This window comes from Xanthobacter sp. ZOL 2024, assembly GCF_052932325.1.
Window position 1 is genome coordinate 2,373,802 of record NZ_CM128808.1, and the last position, 15,045, is coordinate 2,388,846.

The 15,045-nt window shown below is 67.1% G+C and carries 15 protein-coding genes and 1 pseudogene; 9 read left to right on the forward strand and 7 right to left on the reverse strand.

The genetic code is table 11. From position 1 onward, the window contains the following. Nucleotides 1-148: 148 nt before the first annotated feature. From rpsF to ACU4E7_RS10910, 5 genes are all read left to right on the forward strand, one after another. Nucleotides 149-592, forward strand: coding sequence for a 30S ribosomal protein S6 (gene rpsF / locus ACU4E7_RS10890; protein ID WP_238119775.1), 444 nt, complete (start codon nt 149-151; stop codon nt 590-592). Beyond that, nucleotides 592-843 (forward strand): 30S ribosomal protein S18, encoded by a 252-nt coding sequence (gene rpsR / locus ACU4E7_RS10895; protein WP_238119776.1) that lies wholly within the window; start codon nt 592-594, stop codon nt 841-843. The genes rpsF and rpsR overlap by 1 nt, the downstream gene beginning before the upstream one ends. A gap of 139 nt (nt 844-982) precedes the next feature. Beyond that, complete coding sequence (locus ACU4E7_RS10900) at nt 983-1,930, forward strand: DUF2232 domain-containing protein (protein ID WP_447021516.1); 948 nt, start codon at nt 983-985, stop codon at nt 1,928-1,930. 46 nt (nt 1,931-1,976) lie between these two features. After that, nucleotides 1,977-2,558, forward strand: coding sequence for a 50S ribosomal protein L9 (rplI, locus tag ACU4E7_RS10905; RefSeq protein WP_238119778.1), 582 nt, complete (start codon nt 1,977-1,979; stop codon nt 2,556-2,558). Between the two features lie 148 nt (nt 2,559-2,706). After that, nucleotides 2,707-2,832 carry a hypothetical protein gene (locus tag ACU4E7_RS10910; protein WP_273546037.1) on the forward strand — a complete coding sequence of 42 codons (126 nt, stop codon included), beginning with the start codon at nt 2,707-2,709 and terminating at the stop codon, nt 2,830-2,832. Between the two features lie 233 nt (nt 2,833-3,065). Here the strand turns inward: ACU4E7_RS10910 and ACU4E7_RS10915 are convergent, their stop codons facing one another. From ACU4E7_RS10915 to ACU4E7_RS10925, 3 genes are all read right to left on the reverse strand, one after another. Then, nucleotides 3,066-3,656: a hypothetical protein gene (locus tag ACU4E7_RS10915; RefSeq protein ID WP_447021517.1), complete on the reverse strand. Its 591-nt coding sequence runs from the start codon at nt 3,654-3,656 to the stop codon at nt 3,066-3,068. Nucleotides 3,657-3,726: 70 nt separating this feature from the next. Continuing rightward, entirely contained in the window at nt 3,727-6,396 is a 2,670-nt protein-coding gene (ppdK, locus tag ACU4E7_RS10920; protein ID WP_447021518.1) for a pyruvate, phosphate dikinase, read from the reverse strand. A gap of 129 nt (nt 6,397-6,525) precedes the next feature. Continuing rightward, the gene (locus tag ACU4E7_RS10925) at nt 6,526-6,666 is read right to left on the reverse strand and encodes a DUF3096 domain-containing protein (protein ID WP_238119781.1); all 141 of its coding nucleotides are present in this window, start codon (nt 6,664-6,666) and stop codon (nt 6,526-6,528) included. A gap of 213 nt (nt 6,667-6,879) precedes the next feature. Between ACU4E7_RS10925 and ACU4E7_RS10930 the strand changes: the two genes are divergently transcribed. Next, nucleotides 6,880-7,779, forward strand: coding sequence for an MBL fold metallo-hydrolase (locus ACU4E7_RS10930; RefSeq protein WP_447021519.1), 900 nt, complete (start codon nt 6,880-6,882; stop codon nt 7,777-7,779). Here the strand turns inward: ACU4E7_RS10930 and ACU4E7_RS10935 are convergent. Next, nucleotides 7,776-9,554, reverse strand: coding sequence for a mechanosensitive ion channel family protein (locus ACU4E7_RS10935; RefSeq protein ID WP_447021520.1), 1,779 nt, complete (start codon nt 9,552-9,554; stop codon nt 7,776-7,778). The genes ACU4E7_RS10930 and ACU4E7_RS10935 overlap by 4 nt on opposite strands. 114 nt (nt 9,555-9,668) lie before the next feature. Next, on the reverse strand, nt 9,669-10,169 hold the full coding sequence (locus ACU4E7_RS10940; protein WP_447021521.1) for a TIGR00645 family protein: 501 nt from the start codon (nt 10,167-10,169) through the stop codon (nt 9,669-9,671). 266 nt (nt 10,170-10,435) lie between these two features. Between ACU4E7_RS10940 and ACU4E7_RS10945 the strand changes: the two genes are divergently transcribed. The 3 genes from ACU4E7_RS10945 (at nt 10,436) to ACU4E7_RS10955 (ending at nt 13,354) form a co-directional block, all read left to right on the forward strand. Continuing rightward, nucleotides 10,436-11,428, forward strand: coding sequence for a 2-hydroxyacid dehydrogenase (locus ACU4E7_RS10945; protein WP_238119785.1), 993 nt, complete (start codon nt 10,436-10,438; stop codon nt 11,426-11,428). A gap of 233 nt (nt 11,429-11,661) precedes the next feature. Further along, nucleotides 11,662-12,327, forward strand: coding sequence for an AprI/Inh family metalloprotease inhibitor (locus tag ACU4E7_RS10950; RefSeq protein ID WP_447021522.1), 666 nt, complete (start codon nt 11,662-11,664; stop codon nt 12,325-12,327). A 199-nt stretch (nt 12,328-12,526) separates the two neighbouring features. Further along, on the forward strand, nt 12,527-13,354 hold the full coding sequence (locus ACU4E7_RS10955; RefSeq protein WP_238119787.1) for a TorF family putative porin: 828 nt from the start codon (nt 12,527-12,529) through the stop codon (nt 13,352-13,354). A 419-nt stretch (nt 13,355-13,773) separates the two neighbouring features. Here the strand turns inward: ACU4E7_RS10955 and ACU4E7_RS10960 are convergent. Together ACU4E7_RS10960 and ACU4E7_RS10965 are read right to left on the reverse strand one after the other, a co-directional pair. Beyond that, a pseudogene (locus ACU4E7_RS10960) lies at nt 13,774-13,935 on the reverse strand (JAB domain-containing protein); the annotation flags it as partial. A gap of 106 nt (nt 13,936-14,041) precedes the next feature. Further along, nucleotides 14,042-14,272: a helix-turn-helix transcriptional regulator gene (locus tag ACU4E7_RS10965; RefSeq protein WP_447021523.1), complete on the reverse strand. Its 231-nt coding sequence runs from the start codon at nt 14,270-14,272 to the stop codon at nt 14,042-14,044. Nucleotides 14,273-15,045: the final 773 nt, after the last annotated feature.

Here is a 15,045-nt window from a genome sequence, read left to right on the forward strand (position 1 = left end):
TCTTTGCCGGACCTCAGGGTCCGAAAGGGCGGGCAGGGCGAGAGCCCGTCGTCCCGTGTCCCCGCCTTCCGAGCTTCGCGCCTTTCCGAAAGGCAAGAAGGGCTTGGCGCCGGTGGGCGGAAGATGAAACTGAAAGGCAGACGAACACATGCCGCTTTACGAGCACGTGTTCCTCGCGCGCCAGGACGTCACGGCGCAGCAGGTCGAGGAACTCACCACCCGTTTCAAGGGTGTCATCGAGGCGAATGGCGGCTCGGTCGGCAAGACCGAGTATTGGGGCGTGAAGTCCCTCACCTATCGCATGAACAAGAACCGCAAGGCGCACTTCACGCTCATGAACATCGACGCCCCGGCGGCGGCGGTGCAGGAGCTGGAGCGTCAGCAGCGCATCGACGAAGACGTGCTGCGCGTGCTCACCCTGCGCGTCGAGGCGCATGAGGAGGGTCCCTCCGCCATGCTGCAGAAGCGCGACCGTGAGGATCGCGGCGAGCGTGGCGAGCGTGGTGACCGCGGCTTCGGTGGTCGTGAGGACCGCCCGCGCCGTCCGCGTCCCACTGAAGAGACCCAGGCCGAAGCCGGGGAGGAGAACTGATGGCTTTCGCTCCGGCTGGTGGCGGCGCGCGCCGCCCCTTCTTCCGTCGTCGCAAGACCTGCCCGTTCTCCGGCCCCAACGCGCCGAAGATCGATTACAAGGACGTGCGGCTGCTGCAGCGCTACATCTCCGAGCGCGGCAAGATCGTGCCCTCGCGCATCACCGCCGTTTCGGCCAAGAAGCAGCGCGAGCTGGCCGCGGCCATCAAGCGCGCCCGCTTCCTGGGCCTGCTGCCGTTCGTGATTCGCTGATCACGATCCACGTTTGACCGGGCCGCCCGCGGGCGGCCCGTGTCTTCAAACGACACGTCGCGGGGAATGGTCCCCGGGGCGCTTGGCTGAGCCGGCCGCGGGCCGCCTCTAACCGCAGATCGCGGGACAGCTCGTCGCAATGGGACTGCTTTTCCTCATCGCCATCGCCGCCGCTGCGGCGTCCGCTCTGCTGGCCGCCGGTGTCGCGGCCGGGTCGATGCTGGCTGTCCCCTTGTTCTATCTCGCGCCGCTGCCGGTGATGATCGCGGGCGTCGCCTTCTCTCCCCTTGCTGCTCTCGTCGCCGTGGTGCTGGCCAGCGCCGCGCTCGGCTTCTTCTACAGCGGCTCCTTCCTGCTGGCCTATGCGGTGGGCATGGGGCTGCCGGCCTTCGCCCTTTCCTATGCGGCGCTGCTGGGTCGCCCCCTCGCCGAGGCGCAGGGCGGGCTCGCCTGGTTCCCCGTGGGGCGCCTGGTGCTGCTGGCCGCCGGCTTCGCCTCTCTCGGTGTGTGGGTGGCCCTGTTCGCCATGGCTACCGACTATGAGACCTATCGCGCGGCGGTGACCGAGGCGTTCGAGGCCATGACCGGCGGCGCTGCCGCCGGCGCCGGGCACGATGGGCAGGCAATGGGCACCTTCGTCGCCCATGTCATGCCGCCCATGGCTGGCACCATCTCCATGGTCTCGCAGCTGCTGTGCCTGTATCTGGCGGGCCGCGCGGCACTGGTGTCGCAGCGGCTGGCGCGGCCGTGGCCGCAGCTCTCCGCCTTCCGTCTTCCGCCGCTGGCCGGCTTCGCGCTGGTCGGCGCCCTGGTGGTCAGCCTGGTGCCGGGCATGCCGGGCCTGTGCGCCTCGGTGCTGGCGGCGACGCTGCTGCTCGCCTACGCCCTCGCCGGCTTCGCGGTGGTGCACGCCGTGACTCTGGGCCACGGCGCCCGTTTCCTCATCCTCGCCGGCCTGTGGATCACCGCTCTGGTGCTGGGCTGGCCGATGATCGCCATGGCGGTGCTCGGCATCGCCGATGCGCTGTTCGATTTCCGCTCCCGGTTCGCCACAGGGCTCGGCCCGCCGGCGGCCAACGACCGGTGAACGGAGCCTCTTCCCCTCAGTCAGATTCCAATTCCAGGAGACAAAAATGGACGTCATTCTTCTTGAGCGCGTCGCCAAGCTCGGCCAGATGGGCGCAGTGGTGAGCGTGCGCGACGGTTTCGCCCGCAACTTCCTGCTGCCCAAGGGCAAGGCCCTACGCGCCACCAAGGCCAACAAGGCGCGCTTTGATTCCATGAAGATCGAGCTCGAGGCGCGCAACCTGGAGCGCCGCAAGGACGCCGAGGCGGTGGCCGAGAAGCTCAACGGCCAGATCGTCACCATGCTGCGCCAGGCGGGCGAGAGCGGCCAGCTCTACGGCTCGGTGTCCACCCGCGACATCGCCGAGGGCCTGACGGCCGCCGGCTTCGCCGTGGACCGCGCCCAGCTCGACCTCAACCACCCCATCAAGACCCTGGGTCTGCATGAGGTGCCGGTGCACCTGCACCCCGAGGTGGCCGTGACCGTGTCGGTCAACGTGGCCCGCAACGCCGACGAGGCCGAGCGTCAGGCCCGCGGCGAGGACGTGCGCACCGCGCGCGATGAGGATGCGGAGATCGAGGCCGAGCTGGCGGAAGCCCGCGCGGAAGTGGTCGCCGAGCTCGAGGCGGAAGAGGCCGTCGAAGGCTGATCAGCGCCTTCCCCCGCGACGGAGCGTCGCGCAGATTTCTGTGCGACGTTCATCGTCCATTTGGGTTTGGGGGATTAGAAAACGCTTCGGTTCGGGATTCGGCGAGGGGGCCGCGACCCGGACGAGACGTTTGGGTCGGGGTGACACGATGTATAAGCGCATTGCCGTGTTCGCGGTTCTGGTGCTCGGCTACGTTCTGACCGGCATGGCGCTCAACGCCAGCCAGCCGGAGAACGCCGGGGCTCCGGTGGCCGCTGACGCGATCGTGGAGTGAGGGCGTGGAGTGAGGGCCGCCCGCTGCGGGCCCGCCATGTTCCTTTGAACGCTTGATCTTCAAACCGCCCGTCGGGACCGCCCGGCGGGCGGTTTGCGTTTTCAACGCCAGTGTCCCGCCGGCGGTGCCGCTTTCTCCCTCACATTGCGCGAACAGGGTTAACGAAGTGCGCACGATGCCAAGGCCGCGCCAAGGCCGTGCCATCGCCGGGGCGCGGCGGGAGGAGGGGGCCCTCAGGTGGACCAGTCGCAGAGAATGCGGCCGGGCTCCTCGGTGGGGATCTCGGCGAAATAGCCGGCACCGTCCTGGCCCTGCTCTTCGCCCTTCTTGTTGCCGCGCGCCACCGAGGCGCCGAAGGCCTTCACCACATCCGCCCGGCTGGCGCTGAACACCAGGGTGGCGGCATTGATGCCGTTTTCATTCCCGAAGGCGAATTCCAGACGGCTCACCGCCAGACCGCCAAAACTGCCCTTGAGGGGCACTGTGACGAGGGTGTGGTCGCCCTGGTTCTGGCTCTTGGGGCGGCCGATGGCGCTGGCGAGCTCTGGCGGCACCACGATCGCCAACTCGGCGCGCTCGGCGGCGCGGGCCGGGGCATCGGTGAAGGGGTTGCCATAGCGCTCCGCCAGGGAGTGGACGAAGCGCTCGAAGGGGTCGCCTTCATCAGCATAGTCGCAGGCGCGGAAGCCGGAGAGGAAGCCGTCGAGGCCGGCCGCGTGCGCCGCGGTGACCGGAAGGAGCGCGGACATGAAAATGGCGGCGCCGGCCAGAAGCCGCGCCGCCATGGAATGAGTGTTCAATCTGGACTGAGCGTTGAACAGCATGGGTGTCCCCTCCAGGGTCCGCCGATGATACGTCGGCATCAGCGGCGGGCCAATGGGGAGACGGGGCGCCTCAGCCCTTCTTGTGGGCCAGGGCGGCCTGGGCGGCGGCCAGGCGGGCGATCGGAACCCGGAACGGCGAGCACGACACATAGTCGAGGCCGATGCTGTCGCAGAACTTCACCGAGGCCGGATCACCGCCATGCTCGCCGCAGATGCCAAGCTTGAGGTTGGGCCGGGTGGCGCGGCCGCGCTCGGCGCCGAGCTTCACCAGCTGGCCCACGCCTTCCACGTCGATGGAGACGAACGGATCGGTCTCCATGATGCCCTTCTGCACATAGGTGCCAAGGAAGGTGCCGGCGTCGTCACGGGAGACGCCGAAGGTGGTCTGGGTCAGATCGTTGGTGCCGAACGAGAAGAATTCGGCGCTCTCGGCGATCTTGTCGGCCTGCAGCGCGGCGCGCGGCAATTCGATCATGGTGCCCACCTGGAAGGTGAGCTTGGCGCCGGTCTCGGCTTCCACATCGGCCGCAGCCTTGCGGATCACCGCGCCGACGATGTCCAGCTCGGCCTTGGTGGCGATGAGCGGTACCATGATTTCCGGCACCACGGTCTCGCCGGTCTGCTTGGCGGCGATGACCGCCGCCTCGAAGATGGCGCGCGCCTGCATCTCGGCGATTTCGGGGAAGGCGATGGCGATGCGGCAGCCGCGGAACCCGAGCATCGGGTTCATCTCGTGCAGCTCCTTGTTGCGCCGCTCGATGCGCTCCACGTCCACGCCCAGGCTCTTGGCCACCTCCAGGGTTTCCGCCTCGGTGTGAGGCAGGAACTCGTGCAGCGGCGGGTCGAGCAGGCGGATGGTGACCGGCAGGCCCTTCATGATCTCGAACAGCTCGACGAAGTCGGCCCGCTGCATGGGCAGCAGCTTGGCGAGCGCGGCGCGGCGGCCGGCCTCGTCATCGGCCAGGATCATCTCGCGCACGGCCAGGATGCGGCCGGCATCGAAGAACATGTGCTCGGTGCGGCACAGGCCGATGCCTTCGGCGCCGAACGAACGGGCGACGCGGGCGTCGGCCGGGGTCTCGGCATTGGCGCGCACCTTCAGGCGGCGCACCTTATCGGCCCAGCTCATGAGGGTGGCGAACTCGCCGGAGAGTTCCGGCTGCTGCATGGCCACCTCGCCCTTCAGCACCTGGCCGGTGCCGCCGTCGATGGTGAGCAGATCGCCCTTCTTGAAGGTCTCTCCGCCCACCGTCATGGTCTGCGCGGCATAGTCGATGCGCAGGGCGCCGGCGCCGGAGACGCAGGGCTTGCCCATGCCGCGGGCCACCACCGCCGCGTGGGAGGTCATGCCGCCCCGCGAGGTGAGGATGCCTTCGGCGGCGTGCATGCCGTTGATGTCCTCAGGCGAGGTCTCGGCGCGCACCAGGATGACCTTGCGGCCCTTTTCCTTCCAGGCCTCGGCCTCGTCGGCGGAGAACACGATGGCACCGGCGGCGGCGCCGGGGGAGGCCGGCAGGCCGGTGGTGAGCACCGTGCGCGGGGCCTTGGGGTCGATGGCGGGATGCAGCAGCTGATCGAGGGCGCCGGCCTCGACGCGGCCCACCGCTTCCTCCTGGGTGATCAGGCCCTCATTGGCCAGCTCGACGGCGATGCGCAGCGCGGCCTTGCCGGTGCGCTTGCCGGAGCGGGTCTGCAGCATCCACAGCTTGCCCTTTTCCACCGTGAATTCCATGTCCTGCATGTCACGGTAGTGGTTCTCGAGGATGTGCGAGATGCGCTCGAACTCCTTGAAGGCGTCCGGCAGGGCGCTTTCCATGGAGGGCTTGTCGGAGCCGGAGGCAATGCGGGCGCGCTCGGTGAGGTCCTGCGGGGTGCGGATGCCCGCCACCACGTCCTCGCCCTGGGCGTTCACCAGGAACTCGCCATAGAGCGCGTTCTCGCCGGTGGACGGGTTACGGGTGAAGGCGACGCCGGTGGCCGAGGTCTCGCCCATGTTGCCGAACACCATGGACTGCACGTTCACCGCGGTGCCCCAACTCTCCGGAATGGCGTGCAGCCGGCGGTAGGTGATGGCGCGATTGTTCATCCAGGAGCCGAACACGGCGCCGATGGCGCCCCACAGCTGCTCGCCCGGGTCCTGCGGGAAGGGCTTGCCCAGCTCAGCCTCGTACTTGGCCTTGTACTTGGTGATCAGGAACGCCCAGTCGTCCGCCGAAAGCTCGGTGTCGAGGGTGAAGCCCTTCTCGGACTTGTAGTCCTCGAGGATCTCTTCGTAATGGTGGTGGGCTACCCCCATCACCACGTCGGAATACATGGTGATGAAGCGGCGGTAGCTGTCGTAGGCGAAGCGCCGGTCGCCGGCGAGCTTGGCCACGGCCTCCACGGTCTCGTCGTTGAGGCCGAGGTTGAGCACGGTGTCCATCATGCCCGGCATGGAGGCGCGGGCGCCGGAGCGCACCGAGACCAGCAGCGGGTTGGTGGCGTCGCCGAACGACTTGCCGGTCAGTTCGCCCACCTGGGCGAGGGCCTTCTCCACATCACCCTTCAGCTCGGCCGGATAGGTCTCGCCGTGGGCGTAGTAATAGGTGCACACTTCCGTGGTGATGGTGAAGCCGGGCGGGACGGGCAGGCCGAGGTTGGACATCTCGGCGAGGTTGGCGCCCTTGCCACCGAGCAGGTTCTTCATATCGGCTTTGCCCTCGGCCTTGCCGTCGCCGAAGGTGTAGACCCATTTCGTCATCTAAGAGATCCCTTGTGGAGGGGCGCGGGACATGCGGGATGGGCGGATGCTTTAGCTCGCAGTGCACAAAGCATCAACCGCAGCGGCACGTTCCAAGGCGCTCCTTTCGTCTTTTCTTTCGAGAGTCGCCTATTGGGCCAGCAGCCCCGTGAGCCCGACGATGATCAGATAGAGGGCGACCAGAACGTTGAGCAGGCGCGGAAAAACGAGGATCAGCACACCTGCGATCAGCGCCACCGCCGGCTGGATGATGACCATGTTGAAATGCATCGTGAACGCTCCGCCCCTGCGCGGGCTTCGTTCTGCACCCTTGCGCATGATTTCTCAAGGTCAGATGCCGGAGCCAATCTTGGTCTTTGTGGGGCATGCCCATCTCACGCCGGTGTGAGTCGCCACTGCATTGCGGAATGGGTGTATTTGCTGAAGATTGAGGCGTGCCTGTTCTTTGGTCTGGTGGTGGCTTGACCGCCGCGCGGAGGCGCCATGACGAGAAGACGCGGATGCCGGGGCCTCGCGGCCCTGTTCCTCTTCGCCGCGATACTCTTTTCCGTCCCCGCCTGGGCGGTACCGGAGAAGTGTCCGCGCCTGGTGGCGGGCGCGCCCATCCCCACTCTGCTGGCAATGGCGCGGCCCCGACTGGCCGCCTGGAGCCCGGCGGATGCGGGGCGTCCCCTGGACCGGCTGCGCCAAACGCAGGCGGATGTGCAGGCTTATGTGCAGGCGGATGCGGCTGCGGGTCAGGTGGCCGTGACTTTTCTCGGCCATGCGAGCTTCCTCATCGAGAGCCCCGGCGGGGTGAGCATCGTCACTGACTACAATGACTACGTGCCGGTGCCGCGGGTGCCGGATGTGGTCACCATGAACCACGCCCACGACACCCATTACAGTTTCGCGCCCGACCCGCGCATTGCCCACGTGCTGCGCGGCTGGAATCCGGACGGCGGGCCGGTGCGCCACGAGCTGACCCTGGATGACGTGTGGATTCGCAACGTGCCCACCAACCTGCGGGATGGGGCCGGCACCGAATATGACGGCAATTCCATCTTCGTGTTCGAGGTGGCCGGGCTGTGCATCGCCCATCTCGGCCATCTGCACCATCTGCTGACGCCCGAGCATCTGGCCGCGCTCGGCCGCATCGACGTGGTGCTGGCACCGGTGGATGGCTCCTATACCCTCGACCTCGACGGCATGGCGCAGACCCTGGCGCAGATCGGCGCGCCGCTGGTGATTCCCATGCATTATTTCAGCCGCTGGGGGCTGGAGCGGTTCCTCGACCGGCTCGGAACCCGCTACGCCATCACGTCTGCATCGGAACCCATGGTGCGCCTCAGCCGGACCGAGCTGCCAAAACGCCCGACGGTGCTGGTGCTGCCCGGGCGCTAGCCGGGCCCGTCCGGCGCCGGTGCGGCGGCATCGAACCGGTCGCGCAGGGTCGTGTCGATGCCCGGGTCGCGGGCGAGATAGGTGGTCTGGCTGGGGAAGGCGAAGCCGGTTCCCGCCGCGCCCACCAGCCGCATGATCTCCAGCAGCAGCTCGTGTTGCACCGCCAGGAACACCGGCAGCTCCGCCGTCAGCACATAGACGCGCACATGCACGTTGATCGCCGAGCTGGCGAAATCGGTCACCACCACCCGCGGGAAGCCGGGCGCCTGCTCCACCATGGGGTGGGCGGCGAGCCGGTCGCGGATGGCGCCGATCAGCGCCTCGACCTGCGCCGGCGAGGTTTCGTAGCGCAGGCCGATGTCGTGATCGAACAGGCTGCGGGTGCGCCGGGTAATATTCCGTAGCGGCATGTTGGCCAGTTCGCCGTTGGGCACGGTGATCAAGGTGCCATCCAGGGCGCGGATGCGGCAGGAGCGTGAGCCGATGGCTTCCACCCAGCCGCCGCCCACGGGGCCATAGTCGATATAGTCGCCCACCCGAAATGGCCGGTCGGCGAAGATGGCGATGCCGCCGAATAGATTCTCGACGCTGGATTTGGAGGCCAGCGCCACGGCGAAGCCGCCGATGCCGAGGCCGGCCACCAGGCCGAGGGCGGGGATGCCGATGGCATTGGCGCCATAGACCAGGATGATGGCGGCGGAGATCGCCGCCGCCAGCCGCGCGGCAAGGCGCAGCAGGTGAGCGTCATAGCTGTGGTCGGGAATGCGCGGCGAAGCGATCACGGCTTCCGCGAGGAAGAAGCAGCCGAGCCAGGCGGTCCAGGCGCCGGCGCAATAGAGGACAATGGCGGTGAAATAGCCTTCGCCAATGGCGAAGGCGCCGGACAGGTTCACCTGGCTGCGGATGAAGACCACCGCCGCGAAATAGGTGATGAGGAACAGCACCGGCACCGACAGGCGCCAGCCCAGCCGACCGGCGGCGCCGGCGCGCCGGGCGAGGCGCCGGGCGAGGCCGGCCCACAGCCGCACCACGGTGAAGACCGCGACCACCAGGGCGAAGCTCAGCAGCACCTTCCAGAGCGGGGTGTCGAGCACATTGCGCAGCAGCGGCGCCGGCAGCCGCCGCAGCCAGTAGTCGGAGAACACCGGCCCGGTGAAATTCACCTGCTCCATGTGCCAATTGGCGAACAGCACCGGCCGCAGGGGCGGCTGGCCGATGATGCGGCTGTGAAAGTCTTCCAGTTGCTCCACAGTGTCGGCGGAAAACAGATATTCGCCAGCCCGCGGACCCTCCTTGACCTTGGCGATGGTGATCTCGGTGCCGGGGATGCGCCATTTGTCCGGCAGCGTGCCCCAGTCGCGGCCGGCGGCGCCGGGGATCTGCGCGGCGGGCACCTGTGGCAGCCGCTCCAGGATGTCGGCCAGATAGCCGATGGCCAGGGCGCTCACCTTGAAGCGGGTGGCGCGGGGCAGGGGATCGAGATCCAGCAGCTGGCGCAGCCGGTTCATGTCCGCCAGCAGCGTTTCCGCGCCGTCCAGGGTCTTGTGCCCGAGATAGGCCTTGAAGGCGATGCCCAGCGCCCGGCTGCCGCTCATCAGGCTCTGATAGGTGGCGCTGGGGCTTGAGGTGTCCATGGGCTGGAGCGGATTGACCGGCGCCGCGTCGGCCGGCGCTTCCGGGGCCAGCGGATCAGGCGCGGTGTCGGCTCCGGCGGGGGCGAGGCACGCCAGCAGCAGCCCGGCGACGAGAACCAGTGCACGCAAAACGTCGGACATCGACGGCGGGGCCTCCTCGGGGCCGGGCATTCGCGGCCGCGTTCGCACGGCTGCCGTCAAGAGGTAGACGGCGCGGCCGGCGATGTCATCTGCGGCAAGCGGGGCCGCCGTGCCTTAGTGCTTGTCGCTGGAGAGTTTGTCGCTCCAGGCGAGCAGCAGGCTGGAGCCGACGAACACCACATGGATCACCACCAGCCAGGTCAGCGTGTCCTGGCTGTAGCCCTTCGGCAGGTTCATGAACGCCTTCAACAGCTGGATCGCGGAGATGGCGACGATGGACGCCAGGAGCTTCTGCTTGAGGCCGGTGAAGTCGACCTTGGTCATCCACTCCGGCCAGTCGGGGTGGCCGGCGGGATCGATCTTCGACACGAAGTTCTCGTAGCCGGAGAAAATGACGATCAGCACCAGGTTGCCCGTCAAGGTGAGGTCCACCAGGGCCAGGATGCCGAGGATGATGTCGCTCTCGGAGGCGGACACCGCATGGCCGATGAAATGCACCAGCTCGGCGCCGAACTTGAACAGCAGCACCAGCAGCGCCACCGCCAGCCCCAGATAGAAGGGGGCCATGATCCAGCGGCTGCGAAACAGGATTGATTCGATCAGCCGTTCGACCATGGTGTCGTTCCTTCGCCTCGTCCCGTGGGGAGCGGCCACGCCCCCGGCACGGCGCCGGGCGGGGCCAAATCCAGCAAGGGGTGCCATGGCCGTGAGCGTCGGGCAAGCGGTCAAAGCCCCGCAGGCCCCGCCCGGAGCGGCCCGCGGGTGGGGGGCCGCGCCAGGGCGGGCGCCTTGAGCGGGCGCGGGGCGCGGCCTAAACAGCCTGACCTGTCCCCAACCCAGCCGTTGGCCCCCGTGGCTGTCGGCGCAGCCCCCACAGGCCGATGCCGCACCCCGCTCCGGTTTCCGATCCTTCGTCCCGTCCCCTGGTGCTGCTCACCGGCGATGTGATGCCCACGGTCGTGGAGGCGCAGCTCGCGCCGCGCTGCCGCCTGCTGGGGCTCACCGCGCTCGACGCCGAAACGGCGCCCGCCGTGCGCGCCATCGCCACCCGTGGCGGGCAGAAGGTGGATGCCGCCTTGATGGCGCGGCTGCCGGCGCTGGAGATCGTCGCCAATTTCGGCGTCGGCTACGACACGGTCGATGCCGCCGCCGCCGCGCGCCAGGGGGTGATCGTCACCCATACGCCCGATGTGCTGAACGAGGAGGTGGCCGACCTCACCCTCGGGCTGCTGCTGGCCACCATCCGCCAGATTCCCCAGGCGGATGCCTTCGTGCGCGCCGGGCGCTGGCCGGCCGGGCCGTTCCCGCTGACCGGCACCCTACGGGGCCGCACCATCGGCATGGTGGGCATGGGCCGCATCGGGCGGGCCATCGCCCACCGCCTGGAGGGCTTCGGGGTGGCCATCGCCTATCACGCCCGGCACCCGCAGCCGGATCTGGCCTATGCCTATTACGCCGACCTCATGGCCATGGCCCGCGCGGTCGACACGCTGATCGTCATCGTGCCCGGGGGCGCGGCCACCCGCAACCTGATCAATGGGGAGGTGCTGGCCGCGCTCGGGGCCGATGGCATCGTGGTGAACGTGGCGCGCGGGTCGGTGGTGGACGAGGCGGCGCTGCTGGCGGCGCTCCTGGAGCGCCGGATCCGCGGCGCCGGGCTCGATGTGTTCGCGCGCGAGCCCCACGTTCCTGAAGCCTTCTTCGCCCTCGACAATGTGGTGCTGCTGCCGCACGTGGGTTCGGCCACCGGCTTCACCCGGCAGGCCATGGGCCAGCTGGTGGTGGACAATTTGCTGGCCTGGTTCGACGGGCGTGGACCGCTGACCCCGGTGCCCGAGACCCCCTGGCCCCGCGCGCCTGCGCCCATCGCCTGAGGCCCATTTCCCGTCCCGCCGCTGCGGTGGCACACTGCGTCGCCGCGCCGGGACTTGTCTCGAGGGCGCGGGCAGGATGGCGCCGGCTCGCCTCGGGCCCGCCGCCGATGAGGTCCGGAGATCAGACCATGTGCCGCCGCCGATGGACTGCAACCCTACTTCTGGTGGTGGCCGCCGGGGTCCCCTGGTGTCACGCCCAGGAGTTGAATTCGGCGGAACGGGCTGTGGCGCAAATGCAACAGCCCGATGAGGGGGCATCTGCGGTCCCCTCCGGGCCGTCGCGGGCCTCCGTGGAGGCGCTGGCGCGGGCCTACTGGCTCACCAGCGCCGACGGCGCGCGGCGCTGTGAGATCACCCTTTCCGCGTCTCCTACGGCGAGCGGCTTCGCGCTCGCACTGGACCGTGCGGCCTGTGCGCCCATCGCCTTCACCGGCCATTTGGTGGCCTGGGTTCCCGACGAGTCCGGGGCGATCCGTCTGGTGGATGCCAAAGGCCACGTGGTGGCGGAATTCACCGGGGCCTCGGAAGGGAGCTTCGAGGCGCTGCGGGAGGGCGACGGAGTCTATTTTCTCGGCCCACCGGTGGCCGCCCGGGCCGAGATCGCCGATCCCGCCGAGGTGGTGGGGGACTGGGTGCTGTGGCGCGAGGGCCCAGAGCCGGTGTGTCGCTGGCGCCTCACCGATCAGCCTGCGGCGGGAGGTGGTAGCCAGGTCTTGGTTGCGCCCGAGTGTGACGTATTTCTCGTGCGTTTCGCGCCCTCCAGCTGGCAGATCGTCGGCGGCAACGTCCTGGTGAAGGGTGCAACCGATGGTTCCACGATTCGCTTCGCCCGCCAGGAAGACGGCACCTGGGCGCGGATTCCGGAGCGCAGCCGGCCCCTGCACATGACCCGTCCGTGAGCCCGAAACCGGCGAGTTTTCTCGTGAAGAAGGATGCTTGCTTCAACTTGAGGGCGATGCGTTGCGAAATGGCAACATTGAAAATGAGGGTTTACAACGGTTTGTATAATTTTTAGGCAGGTTGTGCCTCATTTTTCTCAGTAGACTTGAAGCCCTCTCCCCCTTTTTATCGGTTCAAAGCTCTTCGGGGGTCACACTTATGAAAAAGATCGCTCTGGTTGCCGCGTCCATGCTCATCTCCGGCGCCGCTTCGGCTGCCGACCTGTCCTATCCCACCAAGGCCGCGGTCGAGCCGCCGGCTCCGGCGTGGGATGTCGCCTTCGGCACCAAGCTGACCACCGATTACGTGTTCCGCGGCATCACGCAGACCAACGGCAACGCGGCCGTGCAGGGCTATGCCGAACTGCAGCTGTTCGACTGGGTCTATGCGGGCATCTGGGCGTCGAACGTCAGCTTCCTCTATGACGGTTCCGCCGAAATCGACCTGTACGGCGGCCTGCGTCACACCTGGGGTGGCCTGACCCTGGACCTCGGCTTCGTCTATTATGCGTATCCGGGCGGCACCAACCCGGTGACCCTGTGGGACGACACCGACTACAATTACTGGGAAATCTACTTCAAGCCGACCTACGCCTTCAATGACGTGGTCACGGTGGGCGCCAACCTCTACTACGGCGACAGCTATGCCGGCTCGGGCGCCGATGAGACCTACCTCTCCGGTACCCTCAAGCTCGACTTCAGCAAGTGGAGCGTGGTGAAGGACGTGGGCGTCTACGCCTCCGGTGAGCTCGGCTATCAGTGGCTCGGCACCACCACCAAGTTCTTCCCGAACTATGCCATGTCCGATTACACCACCTGGAACGTCGGCGTCGGCTTCACCTACAAGGCGATGACCCTCGACCTGCGCTACTACGACAGCGATCTCGACGGTGCCCAGTGCGCCCTCATCAGTGGCGCGTCGACCGCCTGCGGCGATCGCTACGTGGCCTCGCTCTCCTTCGACACCAGCCTCAACAAGCTGAAGTGATCTGAAGCACCACGACTGACAATCCGGCGCCGCGCTCCTGCGCGGCGCCTTTTTTGTGTTCAGCCGTCGGTGGCGGGCCCAATCGCGAGGCGGGGGCGTCGTCCACCCATGCACCCATCCTGTGCCCACCCATCCCGTGCCCACCCATCCCATGCCCACCCATCCCATGCCCACCCATCCCATGCCGCGTGCGAAACCCTGCCAGCGCTGTCGGTGTTACCCGCGGGCGCTGCCCGCCGGCTGAGCGCGGCCCTCCGTCAGGCCTCTGCCTCAGGCCGGCACGGGGTGATCCCCTGGACGTTGCCGGGGGACGGGCGATAGCTGAGCGTGCTTGGGGCATGGCGGCCGTCGTCGCAGCCGGTCCGGGCCGGCCACGGCCTGGGAGTTTGGCCCGAGGCCCGTTCTCCGCGGCCGGCGGCTCAGATGAGGCGCAGGCCCTTGAGGCTGGCGTGGCCGTCCTTGCCGACGATGATGTGGTCGTGCACCTCGATGCCCAGGGGCTTGGCCACGTCGATGATCTTGCGGGTCATGTCGATGTCGGCCCGCGACGGTGTCGGGTCGCCGGAGGGGTGATTATGGCCCACCCGAAGAGATTTCATAATATGATGAAATTTATTAGATTTTTCCAGCTCAATGAGTGATTGGTGCCGGAGAGTGGGGTATGTCTGCAATGCCTGATCGTGATCATCACGAGCGATCATCGACATGCTCGTTGACGCGCTGTGGAGCACGGCATTGAACTCTGTTCCTTTCGTCCCATGCTTCAAGCGCGTCGATCGGATAGAGGACGGCCTTGCCGATTTTGACGAACGACGGGCCAATTTTCATGGCACGCCAATTTCGAAGTGTTCCTACGGACACTCCTCCACGATAGCGCTCGCTAACCTCTTCGGGCGTGAGGAATTTGGTCTCCAACATGCTGTCTCCTGCGAGTGGCGGCGCGTCAGCGTTTCACTGCCGATCATGGCGTGATTGTCGAGCGCAAGGTATTTCCTCTGGGCGTGGCCGTCATTCAGGATCACCGACGGTCTTGGTGGTCTCCGGCTGCACACGCTGTTGCATGGGTATCGATGCAACATGAGCAGGCGAGGAGGGAAGGCCTTTTCGAAAGGCATAGGTAGGAGGGCTATCTGCGGATAAAAATAGGCGGGGGGCACCTTCGGATTCAGCGCGCCGGTTATTTTCGATGGCTGGGATCGACTGTTGCTCTCGGAAGGCGTTGCTACACGTTTGAATCGTGTCTTGTGCGCGATTGCAATCAAAAATCTTGGTTGGAGTTAGCCTCTCATAATCTGAATCTTCGTTGGCACATTGAACTACGAATCTGGGGGTCGGGAGTTCGAATCTTCCCCGGCGTGCCATCTAACTAGATGAAATTGTTTAGATTTCCGGGCTTCCTCTCGGAGGGCGTCGGTTGAGTTTTGTGGGTTCAGCCGGTTTTTTAGCCGGTTTTGGACGGGCGGATATCCGATCGTACCAGATCGCAGCGTGGCGCATGTCCCGAGAGCCGGACGAGCAGAGAAGCCGCGCTTGATCCGGTCCCCATTGTGCCTGTCCGCAACAGCCCGAAGCATCGACCTGACGGGTCCTCCGTCGTCGCAGACCCTTCGGCGCGGGTGACAAATCCGGGATGGCGTTCGGATTGCTCGGCCCTTCCAGTAGGACGTCGCGGGCTCGCTTAGGGTCGGACA

Coding starts and splice junctions, on each gene's coding strand:
- ACU4E7_RS10955 (WP_238119787.1), top strand. CDS start 12,527: ATGAAAAAGATCGCTCTGGTTGCCGCGTCCATGCTCATCTCCGGCGCC.
- ACU4E7_RS10915 (WP_447021517.1), bottom strand. CDS start 3,656: ATGCTGTTCAACGCTCAGTCCAGATTGAACACTCATTCCATGGCGGCG.
- ACU4E7_RS10925 (WP_238119781.1), bottom strand. CDS start 6,666: ATGCATTTCAACATGGTCATCATCCAGCCGGCGGTGGCGCTGATCGCA.
- ACU4E7_RS10950 (WP_447021522.1), top strand. CDS start 11,662: ATGCAACAGCCCGATGAGGGGGCATCTGCGGTCCCCTCCGGGCCGTCG.
- ACU4E7_RS10940 (WP_447021521.1), bottom strand. CDS start 10,169: ATGGTCGAACGGCTGATCGAATCAATCCTGTTTCGCAGCCGCTGGATC.
- ACU4E7_RS10965 (WP_447021523.1), bottom strand. CDS start 14,272: ATGTTGGAGACCAAATTCCTCACGCCCGAAGAGGTTAGCGAGCGCTAT.
- rpsF (WP_238119775.1), top strand. CDS start 149: ATGCCGCTTTACGAGCACGTGTTCCTCGCGCGCCAGGACGTCACGGCG.
- rplI (WP_238119778.1), top strand. CDS start 1,977: ATGGACGTCATTCTTCTTGAGCGCGTCGCCAAGCTCGGCCAGATGGGC.
- ACU4E7_RS10930 (WP_447021519.1), top strand. CDS start 6,880: ATGACGAGAAGACGCGGATGCCGGGGCCTCGCGGCCCTGTTCCTCTTC.
- ACU4E7_RS10900 (WP_447021516.1), top strand. CDS start 983: ATGGGACTGCTTTTCCTCATCGCCATCGCCGCCGCTGCGGCGTCCGCT.
- ACU4E7_RS10935 (WP_447021520.1), bottom strand. CDS start 9,554: ATGTCCGACGTTTTGCGTGCACTGGTTCTCGTCGCCGGGCTGCTGCTG.
- ACU4E7_RS10910 (WP_273546037.1), top strand. CDS start 2,707: ATGTATAAGCGCATTGCCGTGTTCGCGGTTCTGGTGCTCGGCTACGTT.
- ppdK (WP_447021518.1), bottom strand. CDS start 6,396: ATGACGAAATGGGTCTACACCTTCGGCGACGGCAAGGCCGAGGGCAAA.
- rpsR (WP_238119776.1), top strand. CDS start 592: ATGGCTTTCGCTCCGGCTGGTGGCGGCGCGCGCCGCCCCTTCTTCCGT.
- ACU4E7_RS10945 (WP_238119785.1), top strand. CDS start 10,436: ATGCCGCACCCCGCTCCGGTTTCCGATCCTTCGTCCCGTCCCCTGGTG.